Source organism: Pseudomonas sp. B3(2017) (genome assembly GCF_002113595.1).
Taxonomy (GTDB): Bacteria; Pseudomonadota; Gammaproteobacteria; order Pseudomonadales; family Pseudomonadaceae; genus Aquipseudomonas; species Aquipseudomonas ekonensis.
The window spans coordinates 78,342-94,617 of record NZ_NEIU01000007.1 but is presented as its reverse complement, the minus strand read 5'-3'; the positions used below and the strand labels follow the sequence as shown (position 1 = coordinate 94,617).

Annotated in this window: 16 protein-coding genes; 6 read left to right on the top strand and 10 right to left on the bottom strand. The window is 63.6% G+C overall.

All coding sequences use genetic code 11. The features are described 5' to 3' along the window. The first annotated feature begins 138 nt into the window (after positions 1 to 138). Positions 139 to 1,101 (top strand): response regulator, encoded by a 963-nt coding sequence (locus CAG33_RS12460; protein WP_085638624.1) that lies wholly within the window; start codon positions 139 to 141, stop codon positions 1,099 to 1,101. A 214-nt stretch (positions 1,102 to 1,315) separates the two neighbouring features. Continuing rightward, a complete protein-coding gene (locus tag CAG33_RS12455) occupies positions 1,316 to 2,212 on the top strand; it encodes a M23 family metallopeptidase (protein WP_085579089.1) in 897 nt (298 codons plus the stop codon). A 60-nt stretch (positions 2,213 to 2,272) separates the two neighbouring features. Here the strand turns inward: CAG33_RS12455 and CAG33_RS12450 are convergent, their stop codons facing one another. The 3 genes from CAG33_RS12450 to phoB form a co-directional block, all read right to left on the bottom strand. Next, complete coding sequence (locus tag CAG33_RS12450) at positions 2,273 to 3,613, bottom strand: hemolysin family protein (RefSeq protein ID WP_085579087.1); 1,341 nt, start codon at positions 3,611 to 3,613, stop codon at positions 2,273 to 2,275. Between the two features lie 112 nt (positions 3,614 to 3,725). Then, positions 3,726 to 5,012 carry a phosphate regulon sensor histidine kinase PhoR gene (gene phoR / locus CAG33_RS12445; protein ID WP_256576738.1) on the bottom strand — a complete coding sequence of 429 codons (1,287 nt, stop codon included), beginning with the start codon at positions 5,010 to 5,012 and terminating at the stop codon, positions 3,726 to 3,728. A gap of 74 nt (positions 5,013 to 5,086) precedes the next feature. Next, the gene (gene phoB, locus CAG33_RS12440; protein ID WP_085579082.1) at positions 5,087 to 5,776 is read right to left on the bottom strand and encodes a phosphate regulon transcriptional regulator PhoB; all 690 of its coding nucleotides are present in this window, start codon (positions 5,774 to 5,776) and stop codon (positions 5,087 to 5,089) included. A 149-nt stretch (positions 5,777 to 5,925) separates the two neighbouring features. Here phoB and CAG33_RS12435 point away from each other — a divergent pair, with 149 nt between their 5' ends. Further along, positions 5,926 to 6,309, top strand: coding sequence for a hypothetical protein (locus CAG33_RS12435; RefSeq protein ID WP_085638619.1), 384 nt, complete (start codon positions 5,926 to 5,928; stop codon positions 6,307 to 6,309). Positions 6,310 to 6,446: 137 nt separating this feature from the next. On the opposite strand, the gene ubiA is transcribed toward CAG33_RS12435, so the two are convergent. Beyond that, positions 6,447 to 7,337 (bottom strand): 4-hydroxybenzoate octaprenyltransferase, encoded by an 891-nt coding sequence (ubiA, locus tag CAG33_RS12430; protein WP_085638616.1) that lies wholly within the window; start codon positions 7,335 to 7,337, stop codon positions 6,447 to 6,449. Next, positions 7,337 to 7,897 (bottom strand): chorismate lyase, encoded by a 561-nt coding sequence (locus tag CAG33_RS12425; protein ID WP_085638613.1) that lies wholly within the window; start codon positions 7,895 to 7,897, stop codon positions 7,337 to 7,339. The genes ubiA and CAG33_RS12425 overlap by 1 nt, the downstream gene beginning before the upstream one ends. 200 nt (positions 7,898 to 8,097) lie before the next feature. On the opposite strand from CAG33_RS12425, the gene CAG33_RS12420 reads away from it, so the two are divergent. The 3 genes from CAG33_RS12420 (at position 8,098) to CAG33_RS12410 (ending at position 9,900) form a co-directional block, all read left to right on the top strand. Beyond that, on the top strand, positions 8,098 to 8,265 hold the full coding sequence (locus tag CAG33_RS12420; protein WP_085579074.1) for a rubredoxin: 168 nt from the start codon (positions 8,098 to 8,100) through the stop codon (positions 8,263 to 8,265). 20 nt (positions 8,266 to 8,285) lie between these two features. Then, complete coding sequence (locus CAG33_RS12415) at positions 8,286 to 9,434, top strand: NAD(P)/FAD-dependent oxidoreductase (protein ID WP_085579072.1); 1,149 nt, start codon at positions 8,286 to 8,288, stop codon at positions 9,432 to 9,434. Positions 9,435 to 9,624: 190 nt separating this feature from the next. Continuing rightward, a complete protein-coding gene (locus tag CAG33_RS12410; RefSeq protein ID WP_003213368.1) occupies positions 9,625 to 9,900 on the top strand; it encodes an HU family DNA-binding protein in 276 nt (91 codons plus the stop codon). 103 nt (positions 9,901 to 10,003) lie between these two features. Here CAG33_RS12410 and CAG33_RS12405 read toward each other — a convergent pair whose 3' ends face one another. The 5 genes from CAG33_RS12405 to tssI form a co-directional block, all read right to left on the bottom strand. Beyond that, positions 10,004 to 10,948, bottom strand: a complete 945-nt coding sequence (locus CAG33_RS12405; RefSeq protein ID WP_085579070.1) for a phosphatidate cytidylyltransferase — start codon at positions 10,946 to 10,948, stop codon at positions 10,004 to 10,006. Beyond that, entirely contained in the window at positions 10,945 to 11,544 is a 600-nt protein-coding gene (locus CAG33_RS12400) for a 1-acyl-sn-glycerol-3-phosphate acyltransferase (protein WP_085579068.1), read from the bottom strand. Before CAG33_RS12400 ends, CAG33_RS12405 begins: the two co-directional genes overlap by 4 nt. Then, entirely contained in the window at positions 11,531 to 12,163 is a 633-nt protein-coding gene (locus CAG33_RS12395; RefSeq protein ID WP_085630262.1) for a CDP-alcohol phosphatidyltransferase family protein, read from the bottom strand. Before CAG33_RS12395 ends, CAG33_RS12400 begins: the two co-directional genes overlap by 14 nt. Before the next feature lie 75 nt (positions 12,164 to 12,238). After that, positions 12,239 to 12,928: a DUF2931 family protein gene (locus CAG33_RS12390; protein WP_085579064.1), complete on the bottom strand. Its 690-nt coding sequence runs from the start codon at positions 12,926 to 12,928 to the stop codon at positions 12,239 to 12,241. Then, positions 12,921 to 16,250, bottom strand: coding sequence for a type VI secretion system tip protein TssI/VgrG (gene tssI / locus CAG33_RS12385; RefSeq protein ID WP_085638610.1), 3,330 nt, complete (start codon positions 16,248 to 16,250; stop codon positions 12,921 to 12,923). The genes CAG33_RS12390 and tssI overlap by 8 nt, the downstream gene beginning before the upstream one ends. Positions 16,251 to 16,276 lie beyond the last annotated feature (26 nt).

Genomic DNA, 16,276 nt, shown 5'->3' with positions numbered 1-16,276 from the left:
TGGCCGGGCGTTTTCGTTTGGGGCGCGAATCGAAAAAGCAGCACCCGCGAACGAAAAGTCCCGGCGTGACTGAAAAGTTTTGGCAAAGTGCCATCATTCAAGCGTTATGCTTGCCGGGATTTTTTTTAGGGGTGTTGGATGAGCAAGATCAGTGTGTTGGTCGTGGACGATGCATCGTTCATTCGTGACCTGGTGAAAAAGTGCCTGCGCAATTACTTCCCGGGGATTCGCACCGAGGACGCCATCAACGGGCGCAAGGCCCAGGCCATGCTGGCCAAGGAAGCTTTCGACCTGGTGCTGTGCGACTGGGAAATGCCGGAGATGTCGGGCCTTGAGCTGCTGAGTTGGTGCCGTGAGCAGGACAACCTCAAGACCATGCCGTTCATCATGGTCACCAGCCGCGGCGACAAAGAGAACGTGGTGCAGGCGATCCAGGCCGGCGTCACCGGCTACGTCAGCAAGCCGTTCACCAACGAGCAGCTGCTGACCAAGGTCAAGCAGGCGCTGAACAAGGTCGGCAAGCTCGACACCCTGATGAACAGCGCGCCGACCAAGATGAACTCGGCGTTCGGCAACGACTCCCTGAGCGCTTTGACCGGCGGCAAGCCGGCCGTGGTCGGCGGCGCCCCGGCCGCGGCGCCTGCGGTCAACCCGTTCGCCAAGCCTGCCGCTGCGCCGGCACCGGCCGCCGCTGCGCCGTCCCGTGGCCTGCTCAACAACGCTCCTGCGCCCAAGGCACCGGCCGCTGCGCCGGCACCGGCCAGCGGCCGCGGCCAGGGCCAACTGCGCCTGCCGAGCGGCACCCTGCAGTGCGTGATCAAGGCCCTGAGCATCAAGGAAGCGCTGTTGGTGGTCAAACGCACCGACAACCTGCCGCAGATCCTCGACAGCGCCGTGCTCGACCTGGAGCAGGGCGAGAACGCCGAAACCGCGCGCCTCAACGGTTACCTGCACGCCGTCGTCGCCCACGAGCCGAAGCCTGACAGCGACTGGCTGCAACTGACCTTCCGCTTCGTCGACCAGGACGCGCAGAAGCTCGACTACCTCTCCCGCCTGATCGCCCGCGGCACGGCGCAGAAGCACTTCGTGCCGGGCGCCTGACCGCCAGGCAGTGGCTGGCGCCATCGCCAGCAGGCTGGCTCCCACAGGGGAGCTGCACCACAGAACCCCTGTGGGAGCTAGCCTGCTCGCGATGGCGTCAACGAAAGCGCCGCCCATCTCCCCCCTGTGCCACATTTGAAACATCTGTCGGCTAGCCTGGTCTGTCTCAGCTGCTAGGCTCACTTCCAGGCCTTCCTCGACAGAACGTTCGCCCATGCCCCTGCGCCTGCTGTTTTTCTGTGGTCTGTTCATGGCCTCCACCTCGACCGTGGCCATGACGATCTACAAGTCCACCGATGCCAACGGAGTGGTTTCGTACAGCGACCGTCCGAGCAAAGGCTCCCAGGTGTTCGTCTTCCAGGACCGGATGGTCGAGCGCCTGGAGCGCCAGGTGTACCTGGACATCAAGAAGCAGAAGGGCGTGGACGTGGTGTTCGTGCGCAACGACCTGTATGCGCCGGTGGAAGTGGCACTGGCGTTCACCGGGATGAGCAACGTGCGTGGCGCCCCGGCGCAAACGATCCGCCGGGTGCTGCCGGCGCGCAGCAATACCCGGTTGGCGTTGCTGACGGCGGTGTCCGGCGGCAAGCCGCTGGTGTACACGCCGATGTTCCACTATTCCCTGGGCGACCCCGCTGGCGCAGCGCAGAGCTATCGGTATCCGTTTCCCTGGCGCGGCGGGCCGTTCCGCTTAAGCCAAGGTGCCAATGGCGACTACAGCCACTTCGGGCCGAAGAACAGATACGCCATGGACATCGCCATGCCGGTGGGGACGCCGATCATCGCGGCGCGGGCGGGTGTGGTGGTGAAGACCGAGAATTCCCAGAACGGGCGCGGCACCGACCCGTCCGGCAACTTTGTGCGGATCCTGCACGATGACGGCACCATGGGCGTGTACCTGCACCTCAAGCAAAATTCCGTGAGCGTGAAGGAAGGGCAGCGCGTGACGGTGGGCAGCCCTCTGGGACTCTCGGGCAATACCGGCAACAGCAGCGGCCCGCACCTGCACTTCGTGGTGCAGCGCAATACGGGCGAGGGGTTGGTGTCGATTCCCTATCAATTCAAGCAGCCTCTGGGGGCGCTGCCCAACTTTGCGCTGGGCAAGCAGTGAAAGCAGCACTCCTGCACTGAACCTGCAGGAGTGGGATCGGCTCGCCCCCCGGCCAGCCCGTCAATCGAGCATCAGCACCTTGGCCAGGATGATCTTCGGCCCCTTCATCTTCTTGATGATGATCCGCAGGCCTTCCACCTCCAGCACCTCTTCCTCTTCCGGCACCCGCTTGAGGGTTTCGTAGATCAGGCCGGCCAGGGTTTCCGCCTCGATGTGGTCAAGGTCGATGCCCAGCAGGCGCTCGACCTTGAACAGCGGCGTGTCGCCGCGCACCAGCAGCTTGCCCGGCTGGTAGGCGAGGATGCCGCGCTCGGCCTTGCGGTGTTCGTCCTGGATGTCGCCCACCAGCACTTCCAGCACGTCCTCCATGGTCAGGTAGCCGATGATGTTGCCGTCGGCCTCCTCGACCACGGCGAAGTGCGAGCCGCCCTTGCGGAACTGCTCCAGCAGCTGGGACAGCGGCATGTGCCGCGACACCCGCTCCAGCGGACGGGTCAGCTCGGCGAGGTTGAACGACTCCGGAATGTGGTCCAGGGCCGCCAGCTCCAGCAGCAGGTCCTTGATGTGCAGCAGGCCGACGAACTCCTGGCGCTCGCTGTCGTATACCGGGTAGCGGCTGAACTTGTGGCGGCGGAACAGCGCGAGGATTTCCTTGAGCGGGGCGTTGAACTCCAGGGTGATCAGGTCTTCGCGGGAGTTGGCCCAGTCGACCACTTCCAGCTCGCCCATCTCCACCGCCGACGCCAGCACGCGCATGCCCTGGTCGCTCGGATCCTGGCCACGGCTGGAGTGCAGGATCAGCTTCAGTTCTTCGCGGCTGTAGTGATGCTCATGGTGCGGGCCGGGCTCGCCCTGGCCGGCGATGCGCAGGATGGCGTTGGCGCTGGCGTTGAGCAGGTAGATCGCCGGGTACATGGCCCAGTAGAACAGGTACAGCGGCACCGCCGTCCACAGCGACAGCAGCTCGGGCTTGCGGATCGCCCAGGACTTGGGCGCCAGCTCGCCGACCACGATGTGCAGGTAGGAAATGATGAAGAACGCGGTGAAGAACGAGATCGCCTTGACGACCTCGGCCGACTGCACGCCGACGGCGCTGAGCACCGGCTCCAGCAGGTGCGCGAATGCCGGCTCGCCGACCCAGCCCAGGCCCAGGGAGGCGAGGGTGATGCCCAGCTGGCAGGCCGAGAGGTAGGCGTCGAGCTGACTGTGCACGGTGCGCAGGATGTGGCCGCGCCAGCCGTGCTGCTCGGCGATGGCCTCGACCCGGGTCGAGCGCAGCTTGACCATGGCGAACTCCGCCGCAACGAAGAAGCCGTTGAGCAGGACCAGGATCAGAGCGAAGAGAATCATGCCGAAGTCGGCGAAAATGGTTGCGAGGGACAAGCCAGGGGAAGGGTCCATGATGGAGTTTTGCGGGTTCCGTGTGATTCGAAAAATGAGAAGGAGCGCACCTGAAAGGGCAGGCGCAAGTCAGCCAATGTAGCGGCTGACCGGGCGATTGCCTAGTGCGGGCTTACTCGGCGGCGCTGACGGCGCGCGAACGCACCATCTGGGCCGGGGCGAAATGGCAGGTGAACGTGCTGCCGTGGCCGGGCACGCTGCTGATCTCCATGCGGGCGCGGTGGCGCAGCAGCACGTGCTTGACGATGGCCAGGCCCAGGCCGGTGCCGCCGGTGTTGGAGTTGCGGCTGGAGTCGACGCGGTAGAAGCGTTCGGTCAGGCGCGGCAGGTGCTTGTTGTCGATGCCGATCCCGGAATCCTGCACGCTCAGGTGGGCGCCTTGCTCGTCGCCCCACCAGCGGATGCGGATGCTGCCTTCGGCCGGGGTGTACTTCACGGCGTTGAACACCAGGTTGGAGAAGGCGCTGCGCAGTTCCGCCTCGCTGCCTTTGAGCAGGATCCCGCCGTCGGCCTCCAGGCTGATGCGCTGGTTCTTGCTGCCGGACAACTGCTGCGCATCGCTCTTGATCGATTGAAGCAATGCATCGATCAGCACCGGGTGATTGTCGGACGGGTAGTCCGTGGCTTCCAGCTTGGCCAGCAGCAACAGATCGTTGAGCAGGGTCTGCATGCGTCCGCCCTGTTGCTGCATCTGCTGCAGGGCACGGCCCCAGCGCGGGTTCACTTCCTCGACGTTGTCGAGCAGGGTCTCCAGGTAGCCGCAGATCACCGTCAGCGGCGTGCGCAGTTCGTGGGAAACGTTGGCGATGAAGTCCTTGCGCATCTGTTCCAGCTGGTGGATGCGGGTGACGTCGCGCACCAGCATCAGGTGCTCGTTGTTGCCGTAGCGGGTGATGTACAGCTGGATGCGCAGGCGGTCGTTGGTCGGCGAGGGGATTTCCAGCGGTTCGGCATAGCTGTCCTGCTCGAAGTATTCCTTGAAGCGCGGATGGCGCACCAGGTTGGTCACCGGTTGGCCGCTGTCCTGCGGGGTCTTGAGGCCGAGCAGGGTCTCGGCGGCGCGGTTCCACCACTCAAGGTTGCCTTCGCTGTCGAGCATGACCACCGCGTCCTTCAGGGCGGCGGTGGATTCCTGGACGCGGTCGATCACCGCTTGCAGGCGTCCGCGCACCCGTTGGTCGCGGCGTTGCAGGTGGTAGATGCTGTCGAACACCTCGCCCCACAGGCCGTAACCGTCGGGCGGCGCTTCGTCGGGTTGGTGCAGGCGCAGCCATTCGTGCAGGCGCAGCAACTGCTTGAGCGTCCAGGCCAGGTACAGCCCCAGGCCCGCGGCGAGGCTCCAGCCGTAGTGACCGGTGATCAGGCCGATCACCAGGCAGGCGGTGACCAGCAACAGCATGTGGCGAATCAGGGTGCCATGCCAGTTTTGGTTCACGGGAAATGCGGTCCTTGTCTGCTTGGCTGGCGCCGGGCTCAGGCTTTGGTGGAAAACCGGTAGCCGGTGCCGCGCACGGTTTGCACCAGATTTTCATAGGCGTCGCCGAGGGCCTTGCGCAGGCGCCGAATGTGCACGTCGACGGTGCGCTCCTCGACATAGACGTTGCCGCCCCAGACCTGGTCCAGCAATTGCCCGCGGGTGTAGGCGCGTTCCTGGTGGGTCATGAAGAACTGCAGCAGGCGGTATTCGGTGGGGCCCATTTCGGCCGGGCGGCCGTCGATGGTCACGCGGTGGCTGATCGGGTCGAGCAGCAGGCCGCCGACCTCGATCGGCGCTTCGCCGTCGGTGGGGCCTGCGCGACGCAGCACGGCCTTCAGGCGCGCCACCAGCTCGCGGGGGGAGAACGGCTTGGTGATGTAGTCGTCGGCGCCGACTTCCAGGCCCTGGATCTTGTTGTCCTCTTCGCCCTTGGCGGTGAGCATGATGATCGGGATGTCCCCGGTCAGCTCGTCGCGCTTGAGGCGCCGCGCCAGTTCGATGCCGGAGGTGCCGGGCAGCATCCAGTCGAGCAGGATCAGATCCGGCTTGCGGTCGACGATGATGGCGTGGGCCTGCTGCGAGTTCTCGGCCTCAAGGCAGTCGTAGCCGGCCATTTCCAACGCCACGGCGATCATCTCGCGGATGGGCGCTTCGTCGTCGACGATCAGAATGTTCCTGCCAACCATGCCTTAATCCTCTTGTCATTTAACTGTCGTGCGCCGCATTAGATAACGGAATTATTGCAGTCGTGTGACAGTATTCGGCGCCCGGCGATTGTGCAAATCCTGGACTAAGCTCTGAGTTCGAATCCTGACAACCACAAAAGAAGGTTTCCATGACTCAGACGACTGTTTCTCTCAAGGCCCTGCTGATGGCCGCCGCACTCGCACTGCCGGGCCTGGCCATGGCGGCCGAGCCGGCCATGATGAAGGACGGCATGATGGTCGACCACAAAGGCATGACCGTCTACACGTTCGACAAGGACGCCGGCGGCAAGTCGATGTGCAACGGCGACTGCGCCAAGAACTGGCCGCCGATGATGGCGCCGGCGGGGGCCAAGGCCGAAGGCAAGTGGACGGTCATCAAGCGTGACGACGGCATGATGCAGTACGCCTACGACGGCAAGCCGCTGTACACCTTCGTGAAGGATGAAAAGCCCGGGGAAATGAAGGGCGACGGCATGAAGGACGTGTGGCACGTCGTGCACGAGCACAAGTGACCGCTTGATCTTTTCCCTCTGTGGAACCCTGTGGGAGCGGACTTGCCCGCGAAGGCGTCAGGTCAGTCGGCAGATCCGTTGACTGATGCGCCGCCATCGCGAGCAGGCTCGCTCCCACAACGGTTCTGCGCGGCGGCTCAGCGCAGCGCGTAATCCAGCACGATCCCGATGAAGATCGCCATCCCCGCCCAATGGTTGTGCAGGAACGCCTTGAAGCACTTCATCCGGTCGCGGTCACGGGTAAACCAGAATTCCCACGCGAAGCAGCCGGCGGCCGCCAGCAGGCCGAGGTGGAACCACATGCCCAGCCCGAACTTCGACCCGGCCAGCAGCAGGCAGCCCAGCGCCAGCCCCTGCAAGGTCAGGATGATCACCCGGTCGGCATCGCCGAACAGGATCGCCGTGGACTTCACGCCGATCTTCAGGTCATCGTCACGGTCCGTCATCGCGTAATAGGTGTCGTAGCCCACGGTCCACAGCAGGTTGGCGATCCACAGCAGCCACGCGGTCGCGGGCAGCTCGCCGGTCTCGGCGGTGAACGCCATCGGCATCCCCCAGGAAAACGCCGCGCCCAGCACCACCTGCGGGTAATAGGTGTAGCGCTTCATGAACGGATAGGTGAACGCCAGCGCCAGGCCGCCCAGCGACAGCCAAACCGTTGCGGCGTTGGTGCACAGCACCAGCAGAAAACTCACGCCCATCAGCAGGGCGAAGAACGCCAGCGCCTCCTTGGAGCTGATCCGGCCGGCGGCCAGCGGGCGCTCCGCGGTGCGTTTGACGTGGCCGTCGACCTTGCGGTCGGCCCAGTCGTTGATCACGCAGCCACCGGCGCGGGTCAGCACCACGCCGAGGACGAAAATAACGATGTTGGCCAGCGACGGCGACCCCTTGCCGGCGATCCACAGCGCCCACAGCGTCGGCCACAGCAGCAGGTAGATGCCGATCGGCTTGTCCATGCGGGTCAGCTGGATGAAGTCCCAGGCCCGCGGGTTCAGGCGGTTCAGGGACTTGAGCAGGCTCTGGTACATCAGCGGTTCTCCGGTTCGGCGGCGGTGGCGGCCCACAGGCTCGGCAGGAAGACCTCCGCCACCAGCACGCTCAGCGCGCCGCGGTCGAAGCGTGAGCGGCGGCCCCACAGCCCAGGCGCGCGGCACTCGGCGGGCAGCCATTGCTCAGGATAGCGGCAGACTTCGATGGCGCGCCGGCTGAAGGCGTGGTCGCAGAACAGCAGCTCGCCCAGGGAGCGGCTGCCCAGTTCGTCCATGTGCAGGCCGTCGCCCTGCAAGGCGCTGCGCGAGGCCACGCTGCGGGCGAACACCCAAGCCTCGCCGTGGCCGCGCAAGTAAACCTCGCGCACCCAGCCTTCGCTGCCCTCGGCCAGGTCCAGCGCCGCGCATTCGTCGGCGCGCAGGGGCTGCCAGCCTTCGAACAGCGGGGTGATGCTGAAGCCGCCGTCGGACAGGCCGGTCAGGCGGCGGGTCAGGGAGCCTTCGTCGAACAGCCAGTCCGAAACCTTCGGGGCGGGGAGGGGCATCAACTGCGTTTGCGCCAGCCAGAGCGGGGCCGGGCGGGATTCTGTGGGTTGCACAATGAGTCGTTTTTGGCCGCAAATGAGGCGGCGAGCTTACCATGGCAGGCGGCGATATTGATTGATCCGGGTCGCCATTGCGCCGAACAGGCTTGCTTCTGCCCGGCACCCCCAGTACAAAACGCCCTGAGCCGGAGGGCAGCGCGACACCATCGACCCTCTGCGCCGACACCCGCCTGAACCTCTGAGGAAACACCGGAATGAAGAAGTGGCAATGTATCGTCTGCGGCCTGATCTACAACGAAGCCGAAGGCTGGCCGGATGACGGTATCGCGGCAGGCACCCGCTGGGAAGACGTGCCTGAGGACTGGCTCTGCCCGGACTGCGGCGTCGGTAAGACGGACTTTGAAATGATCGAAATCAACTGAGAAAACACAAGGAGTAGGGCATGAACGCACCTGTAGTGATCATCGGCACCGGGCTGGCCGGCTACAACCTGGCCCGAGAGTTTCGCAAGCTCGACGGCGACACCCCGCTGCTGCTGATCACCGCCGATGACGGCCGTTCCTACTCCAAGCCGATGCTCTCCACCGGCTTCGGCAAGAACAAGGACGCCGACGGCCTGAGCATGGCCGAGCCGGGCGACATGGCCGATCTGCTCAAGGCCGAAGTGCGCACCCATACCCGCATCAGCGGCATCGACCCGGGCCACAAGCGCCTGTGGATCGGCGAGGAGGCGGTCGAGTACCGCGACCTGATCCTCGCCTGGGGCGCCGAGACCGTGCGCGTGCCGATCGCCGGCGATGCGGCGGACCGGGTGTTCCCGATCAACGACCTCGAAGACTACGCGCGTTTCCGCGCCGCCGTGGACGGCAAGCGCCGGGTGCTGCTGCTCGGGGCCGGGCTGATCGGCTGCGAGTTCGCCAACGACCTGATCCTGGGCGGCTACGAGGTGCAAGTGGTTGCGCCGTGCGAACAAGTCATGCCGACCCTCCTGCACCCGGCCGCCGCTGCGGCCGTGCAGGCGGGGCTCGAAGGCCTCGGTGCGCGTTTCCACTTAGGTCCGGTGCTGGCCCGCCTGCAGAAGGTCGCGGACGGCCTGGAGGCGCACCTGTCCGACGGCCAGGTGATCGCCTGCGACGCGGTGGTGTCGGCCATCGGCCTGCGTCCGCGGATCGACCTGGCGGCCGCCGCCGGGCTCCAGGTCAACCGCGGCGTGACGGTAGACCGTCAGCTCAGGACGTCCCACGCCAACATTTACGCCTTGGGCGACTGCGCCGAGGTCGACGGGCTGAATCTTCTGTACGTAATGCCCCTCATGAGCTGTGCGAGAGCGCTGGCGCAGACCCTCAGCGGCAACCCGACGGCGGTCAGCTACGGGCCGATGCCGATCACTGTGAAGACCCCCGTCTGCCCGCTGGTGGTGTCCCCGCCGCCACGGGGCCGCGAGGGCGTGTGGACGGTCGAGGGGCAGGGCGCCGACGTCAAAGCGCTGTGCCATGACGGCGAAGGCCAGCTGCTGGGCTACGCCCTGACCGGCGCGGCCGTGACCGAAAAACTCGCCCTGAACAAACAACTTCCGGCCCTGCTGGCGTAAATACCGGTCGTTCTGTCGGAATCACCCCGCTTTTGCCCCCACAAAGGTCGCGCGGAGACTGGCGCCGCCCCGAACCGCGTGCCATCCTCACTCCCGTCTGCCGCAGCGTAGAGCCTGCGGCGCCTTGGGCGCTGTTCCAACGAGGACAGCACGGACATAACAACAAAAAACCGTCAAAGGGGCTTCACTAATGCGTAAACCAGAACTCGCCGCCGCCATCGCAGAAAAAGCGGATCTGACCAAAGAGCAGGCCAACCGCGTCCTCAATGCCGTTCTCGAAGAAATCACCGGCGCCCTGCACCGCAAGGACAGCGTCACCCTCGTGGGCTTCGGCACCTTCCTGCAACGCCACCGCGGTGCCCGCACCGGCAAGAACCCGCAAACCGGCGAGCCGGTGAAGATCAAGGCCAGCAACACCGTGGCGTTCAAGCCAGGCAAGTCGTTGAAGGACAGCGTCAATCCGTAATTGAAGTGCGCCCCCGGGAAGAGCGGGGGGGCCGCAGTGAAGAAAGGGCATCACGACCAGGTCGGATGCCCTTTTTTGTGCCTGGCGCAAGGGAAGGTGCGGATCAGGCCGAATAGAAATAGCGGGTCAGGTGGAAGAAGATCGGCGCCGCGAAGCAGATCGAGTCCATCCGGTCGAGCATGCCGCCGTGGCCCTTGATCATCGTGCCCCAGTCCTTGGCGCTCAGGCTGCGCTTGATCGCGGACATGACCAGGCCACCGAGAAAGCCCATGGTCACGATGACCAGCGACATCAGCAGCGCCGCCCAGAAGCTGAACGGCGTCATCCAGAACATGCAGCCGCCGATCAGCGTGGCCGACAGGCCTCCCCCGATCAGACCCTCCACGGTCTTCGACGGGCTCACCAGCGGCGCGACCTTGCGTTTGCCGAACAGCTTGCCGAACACGTACTGCAGGACATCGCTCATCTGCACCACGAAGACCAGGTAGAACAGCAGCAGGGCGTTCTGACCCTGAAAGCCTTGCAGATCCAGCAGCAACAGCGCCGGCGCGTGGCTGATGCAGTAGATGCAGATCATCACCCCCCATTGGATCTTCGCCGTGCGCTCCAGAAAACCTTCGGTGTCCTGGCTCAGGACGGCGATCGCCGGCAGCAGCAGGAACGCATACACCGGCACCAGCAACGTGAACATCGAGTACCAGTGCGTGCCGATCAGCAGGTATTGCAGGGGGATCAGAATGAAAAACGCCGAGAACAGCGCGTTGTGGTCGCCACGCGCAGTGGGCGTCAGCGTGATGAACTCGCGCAGCGCGAACAGGGAAATGAAGCCGAACAGCACGACCGTGGCGTTGGGGCCGAGCAACCAGGACACGAAGAAAACGATGACCATCCCCCACCAGGCGTTCACCCGCTGGTTGAGGTTTTCGATGGTCGCCACCGAGCTTTCGGAGGTGGCCCGCCGGGCCAGGACGCTACCGGTGAGCGAAGCCACGGCCAGCAGGCAGGCAATGGCTGCGAAGAACCAGAGGAATTTGGTTTCCAGACTCATTTCGACAACCTCACGATGGCATCGCGTGCGCGTTCGAGGAACGCCTGCTTTTCTTCGCCGGCAAGGCGTGGCAACGGATCGCCTATGCGGATGGTGCAGATGATCGGCAGCGGCACGTGTTTGCCCTTCGGCATCGAGCGGTGCAGGTTTTCCAGATAGATCGGCACCAGGTCGACCTCGGGGAAGGTCTCGGCCAACCGGAAGATGCCGGACTTGAAGGGGCCTGGCAGCGGCTGGGTGGAACGGGTGCCCTCGGGGAAAATGATGATCGAGTGCCCGGCCCGCACCACGTCGAAAATCGGCTCCAGCACATTGGTGCCCGGCGCAGGGTTGCGCTCAATCAGCACGGCGTTCAGGACGGTTTGGGAAATGTAGGACAGAAAGCGGTTCTTGCCCCAGTAGTCGGCGGCCGCCACAGGCTTCACATCGCGCCGGGCCTGCGCCGGCAGCGCAGCGATGATCGCCAGGGTGTCCATGTGACTGGTGTGATTGGCGAAGTAGATCCGCTGGCGGGTGAGATCAGGCGGGCTTTCCCAGCGGGCCGTCACGCCGATCAGGAATCGCAGCAGCGAAATCAGCGCATTACTGATCCACATGGGCATTCCCCTTCAGTTGCTTGGAGATGGCCAGCGTCCGCGTGACGCAGGTGGCGACCGAACCGACGGCGATGATCAGCAATGCGATCAACAGAACATGATGGGTGCCGTAAACGCTGGTTTCGAACACGTTCAACAGCAGCGCCACGGTCATCACCGCCATGCGGTGCTGCTTGGCCATCGGCCCCATGAAGCTCTGCTTGAGCCCGATGGCGCCGCCGAATACCCGCACATAAGCGGTCAGCGCCGCTGCCAGTGCCGCGAACCAGCCAAGGTCCGCTTGGCCGATGGCGTAACCCAACCCGACGATCAACAGGCTGTCCGCCACCCGGTCGGGAAACTCGTTGTACAGGCTGCCGATCGCCGACTGCTTGCCGCCCTCGATGGCCACCATTCCGTCGAACAGATTGCACAACAAGCGCAGTTGAATGCCGATGATGCAGAAAACCGACCCGGCCACGCCGTTGTCGATCCACAACGTCAGCGCGCCGAAGAGCGCGAAGACCATGCTGACGACGGAAATCTGATTGGGCGAAATGTCCCGCTTCACCAGACCGTCAGTGACCCGCCTCGCCCAACCGGCAGACCGTGTCTTGATGGGCCTTCTGTTTTCATCCATTTGCCAATGTCCTTGTCGGTGCTGCGTTGCAAAAAAAACGGTTACGGGGCGTTGACGGTGTTCGACTGATTTTAGTTACCAGGAACCGTAGGGGATGCCGAATTTTTCTACGTAGGCTTTGGACTCTTCCTGGAAAAAGTAATACTCGCCCAGTGCCTTACCCAAGTGCGGGCCGAGGGGGACAACGCTGGCCTGTTCGCGGGTGACCTCAATTGCCTGAAGGCAGGGGCCGGTGATCCAGACTTTGACGATGCCGCCGGGGGCGAGTCCGACCACTAGCCATTTGCGATGTCTTGTGGCCACTTTTTGATAGGCTCGACAAAACACGTCCTCGCTATTGCGCATCAGCTCGCGGGTGGATTCCGGGATTCTGATGAGGGCGTTGTAGGTCTGAGGCTCGGCGATTGATTGCCAGCGAACATAGAGCAACTCAGGCAGGTTTGCGCCAACGACACGTCGACCTTTGCCTCCCGGGATTTCGGGCCAGCCTGCGGGCTTTCCTCTGAACTCTGCAGGAACACCCTTGCTTAAGGGGCGTGGATATCCTTGAGCGGGTATGCCACTGCCTGCGTTCCCGAAGACCTTCCCGTCAATATCCAGAACTGCGGCTGTCTCTATCCAGACATCCATGTAGTCCGGAGAGTAAAAGTTAAGGCTCCAGGCGTCATAGGGCAGTTTCCGGGCCTTCACGGACGAACAACCTGTCAGCAGGATAGAGAGGAGCAAGACGCAGATCTTCAGGGGGGAGCTGCTTCGTTCAAGCATTGGGATGCACCACGCGAGTGAATTTTTCTGCCGGTCGATTGATGAACACAATGTCCAGATCACTGCTGCCGAAGTTTCTGGCGGCGTTCCAGTTCGCGGACAAATGAATGTAGCGGGTGACGAGTAGCGTCTCTTCTTCGGGAGTGAGGTCGATGCGGCGAGTTTCCCCCAGCGCAAAACGCATCAATTTTGTCGCGATAGGCACCAGTTCTTCCGGTAATGCGAAGCGGCCATCCGGTTCGACGGAAAGAAACGGCACATCATGCTTCACCGCCAACGCACGCATGATCCGCAGATAGATCAATGACAGTTCATTGCGCATTTCCCGCTGACAGCTGACGACAGCGAAGACCCGCTTCCAACGGGTTCTGTCGCCTTTGACGTTCTGTACAACGCGCTTCTCCCATGTGCGTATTTCCAGCGGCAAATCATGAAGATTCAACTGATCCTGCAGACGTCTGAGTTCATATTGCGCAGCCACAAACGCTTTGGATTCATGCAAGGGCAAGCGAACGTCTTCATCGCTTGAGTGCAGTTTGCTGAGCAACACCCGCTCGATGGATCGCGGCAGGTAGCCACCGCCCAGATCGGAATGCACCCCCGGCAACACGATATCCGCAGCATCGGCCTTGTTGAGCGAGAAGTTGTGACGACGCTCATCTCTGGCCACGAGGTGTACGACTTTTTTGGCAATGTCCGGCGCGAGGTACAGATTGAGCCCCGGGTTGACTGCATCGTGGACGCTGAAGTCGCCCGATGAGAGTTTTGCGATGGCGGCAGCGGTATCGAATATGCCAATGAAGTTGATGGTGACATCTGAACGGGTGCTCCAGCTGAAACCCTCAACGAACATGGAGTTTTCGCTGAGTGCTGTTGCTACAAGACTTTTTTGGTCGTTGAAGACGTCATTGGCGAAATGTCTTGCGGCTGCAGCTCCGCGACTGAAGCCGAAAATATCGAATTCTACTTGAGCAACTTTTCGATCCGGATTGGCCTGCTGAAAAAGCTCAATCTGTTCCAGAATCGCGGAAGGGCTCTGTTCGACTCTCGCCAATACTCCCTGGACACCCATCCCTGTCGCCTGCGAGTACAACGAGTCTTCGGCACCGCTGGCAGTGCCGATTCCTTCCAGGTAAACGGGGATGTACGCCATGCGTTCGTCCTCTGCCAAACGGCTCTTGGTATCGTCTCGGTAGAGACCATGCAGCCTCGCCACATTGCTCAAATCATTCCCGTAGCTGTTGTCCGGCGCCCCTCCCTGCCCGTCGTATCCCTGAGTTTCGCAAAACTTCTGAAGGTCTTCTGCTTTCGCCTCCAGCCCCACGTCCCGCGCATGGCACCCGGCAACGCTTTCGCTGTTCAGCCGGTTATTCCCCGTCCCGTCAAAAAACACCCCGATCCGCAGCGTAATCCCGGCAGGTGCCTCATCCTCCAGCTCAACCTCTTCCTCCTCCTCTTCAAGTTCATTTTCAACCGCTGCCTTCGCCCCGGACGCGGGCGCAGCAGCCAGCGCACCGTCCATGCCGGGTAGCCGCCAATCAGCGCCTTCTCCTTCAAGCGTCTTGCCCCCGGTCTCGATCTGCGTGCTGCTGAAGATCCCGCCCCCGTCGATCACGATGTGATGCCCGCCAGCCTTCAGGGTGATGCTGGCCCCCGCATCCAGCACCACGCTGGCGCCCGCCCGCAGATGCACTTGTTGGCCGGCCTCCAAGCTGAGGACGCTGCCCACGTCGGTCTGGCTGCGGCCCTTGATCGATTCGCGCCGGTCGCGTCCGACCTCCAGGCGGCAGTCGTTGAGGATCTGCCGCTCCATGTCGCGCTGGGCGCGCAGGTAGATCAGTTCCTGCCCGGCCCGGTCTTCAAGGGTCAGTTCGTGGTAGCCGCCCGTGCGGGGTGTGCTGCAGCTGCGCAGGGTGGTTCGGGTCTTGTGGGCGGGCAGCCGGTAGGGCGTGGGCGTGACCTTGTTGACCACGCAGCCGGTGATCAGCGGCTTGTCCGGATCGCCCTCCAGGAAGGTCACCACCACTTCCATGCCGACGCGCGGAACGGTCACCGCCCCGAAACCGTCTCCGGCCCACGCCGACGACACGCGCACCCAGCAACTGCTGCGCTCGCTGTTGGAGTGCGCCCGATCCCAAGGGAACTCGACCTTCACCCGCCCGTGTTCGTCGCAGTAGATGTCTTCGCCTTTGGGGCCTGTGACCCTTGCGGTCTGGCTGACGAGCGACGGCCGGCGCGCCGGCAGGGGCGGGCGGTACACCACGTCGGCAGGAACCGCGGTGAAGGTGTTGCGGTAGCCTCGGGCAAAGTCTTCGCCGGGTTGAATGCCGTGGGGCGCCGTTTCCTCCAGCACCTGGGGTTGCCGGCCCTCGTGCGTCACGCTGAGCAGCAGCCACAGGGCGTTGCATCTTTTCCGGGGGTGTCCGCTCAGCTCGAACAGGTGGCCGCTGCGCAGGGGCGGCTGGTCGCTTGCGCCCTCGGCCAGCTCGTAGTCGGCCCGATACCGCTCCAGCGCCTGGCGGGCGAGCCGTTTGCCGCGCTTCTCGCCCTCCAGGAGCAACGGATAGCGGTAGTCCTCAAGGGGTGGCTCGAACTCGGCGCGGAAGCGGCTTTCGAGCGTCAGGCTTGGACGATTCAAGTCGTAGTCGCGGCGCGTGACGGCGCTGGTGCGGGTTCTGGCGCTCAAGGAAAACCGTCTGACCACCGGGTGCCCGGCGACCATGCCGCTGTCCTGTCGGTAGGGCGTGGCGGGCAGTGTGGCCAGGTACACCGGGTCATCGGTGAACACCAACAGATGGCCATCCGCAGAATGGCGGTGATGCCAGGCGATGCCTTCTTCGGCGCACAGGCGCTGAATGAACGCGAAATCGCTCTCGCCGTATTGGGTGCAATAGTCGCGCGGCGGCAACGGTTGGACATGAAAGGCAAAGGCGTCGGGCTGGATGCCGTGGCGTTTGAGGACCTGCGCGATGATCTGCGCGACCGTCAGGCCCTGGAAAATCCGCTGGTCGTGGCTGAACTGCAAGTAGTGCAGGAAGGGCACCAGCGACAGGCCGTAGTGCGTCTGACGCTTTCCCGAGTCACCGGCCGACGCCTCTTCGATATGGCCGTGGATCCCCTCGCCGTGGTGGCCGAACCGGAGGAAGGCCGGCTGGCCGAGCAGGCTTTCCATGTCGAAATCAGGGTGTTCGCTGACCAGTTCGATGCGCAGGGCATAAAGGCCGCTGACCCTTTCGGTGCCGTTGAACGCCAGCACCTGGAAGTCATGGCGGACGCCGGGAATGTGCAGCGTGACGGAGGCGGAATTGACAGTTTCAGACATGCGCGTGTCCCTGGATCGCGGGGAAA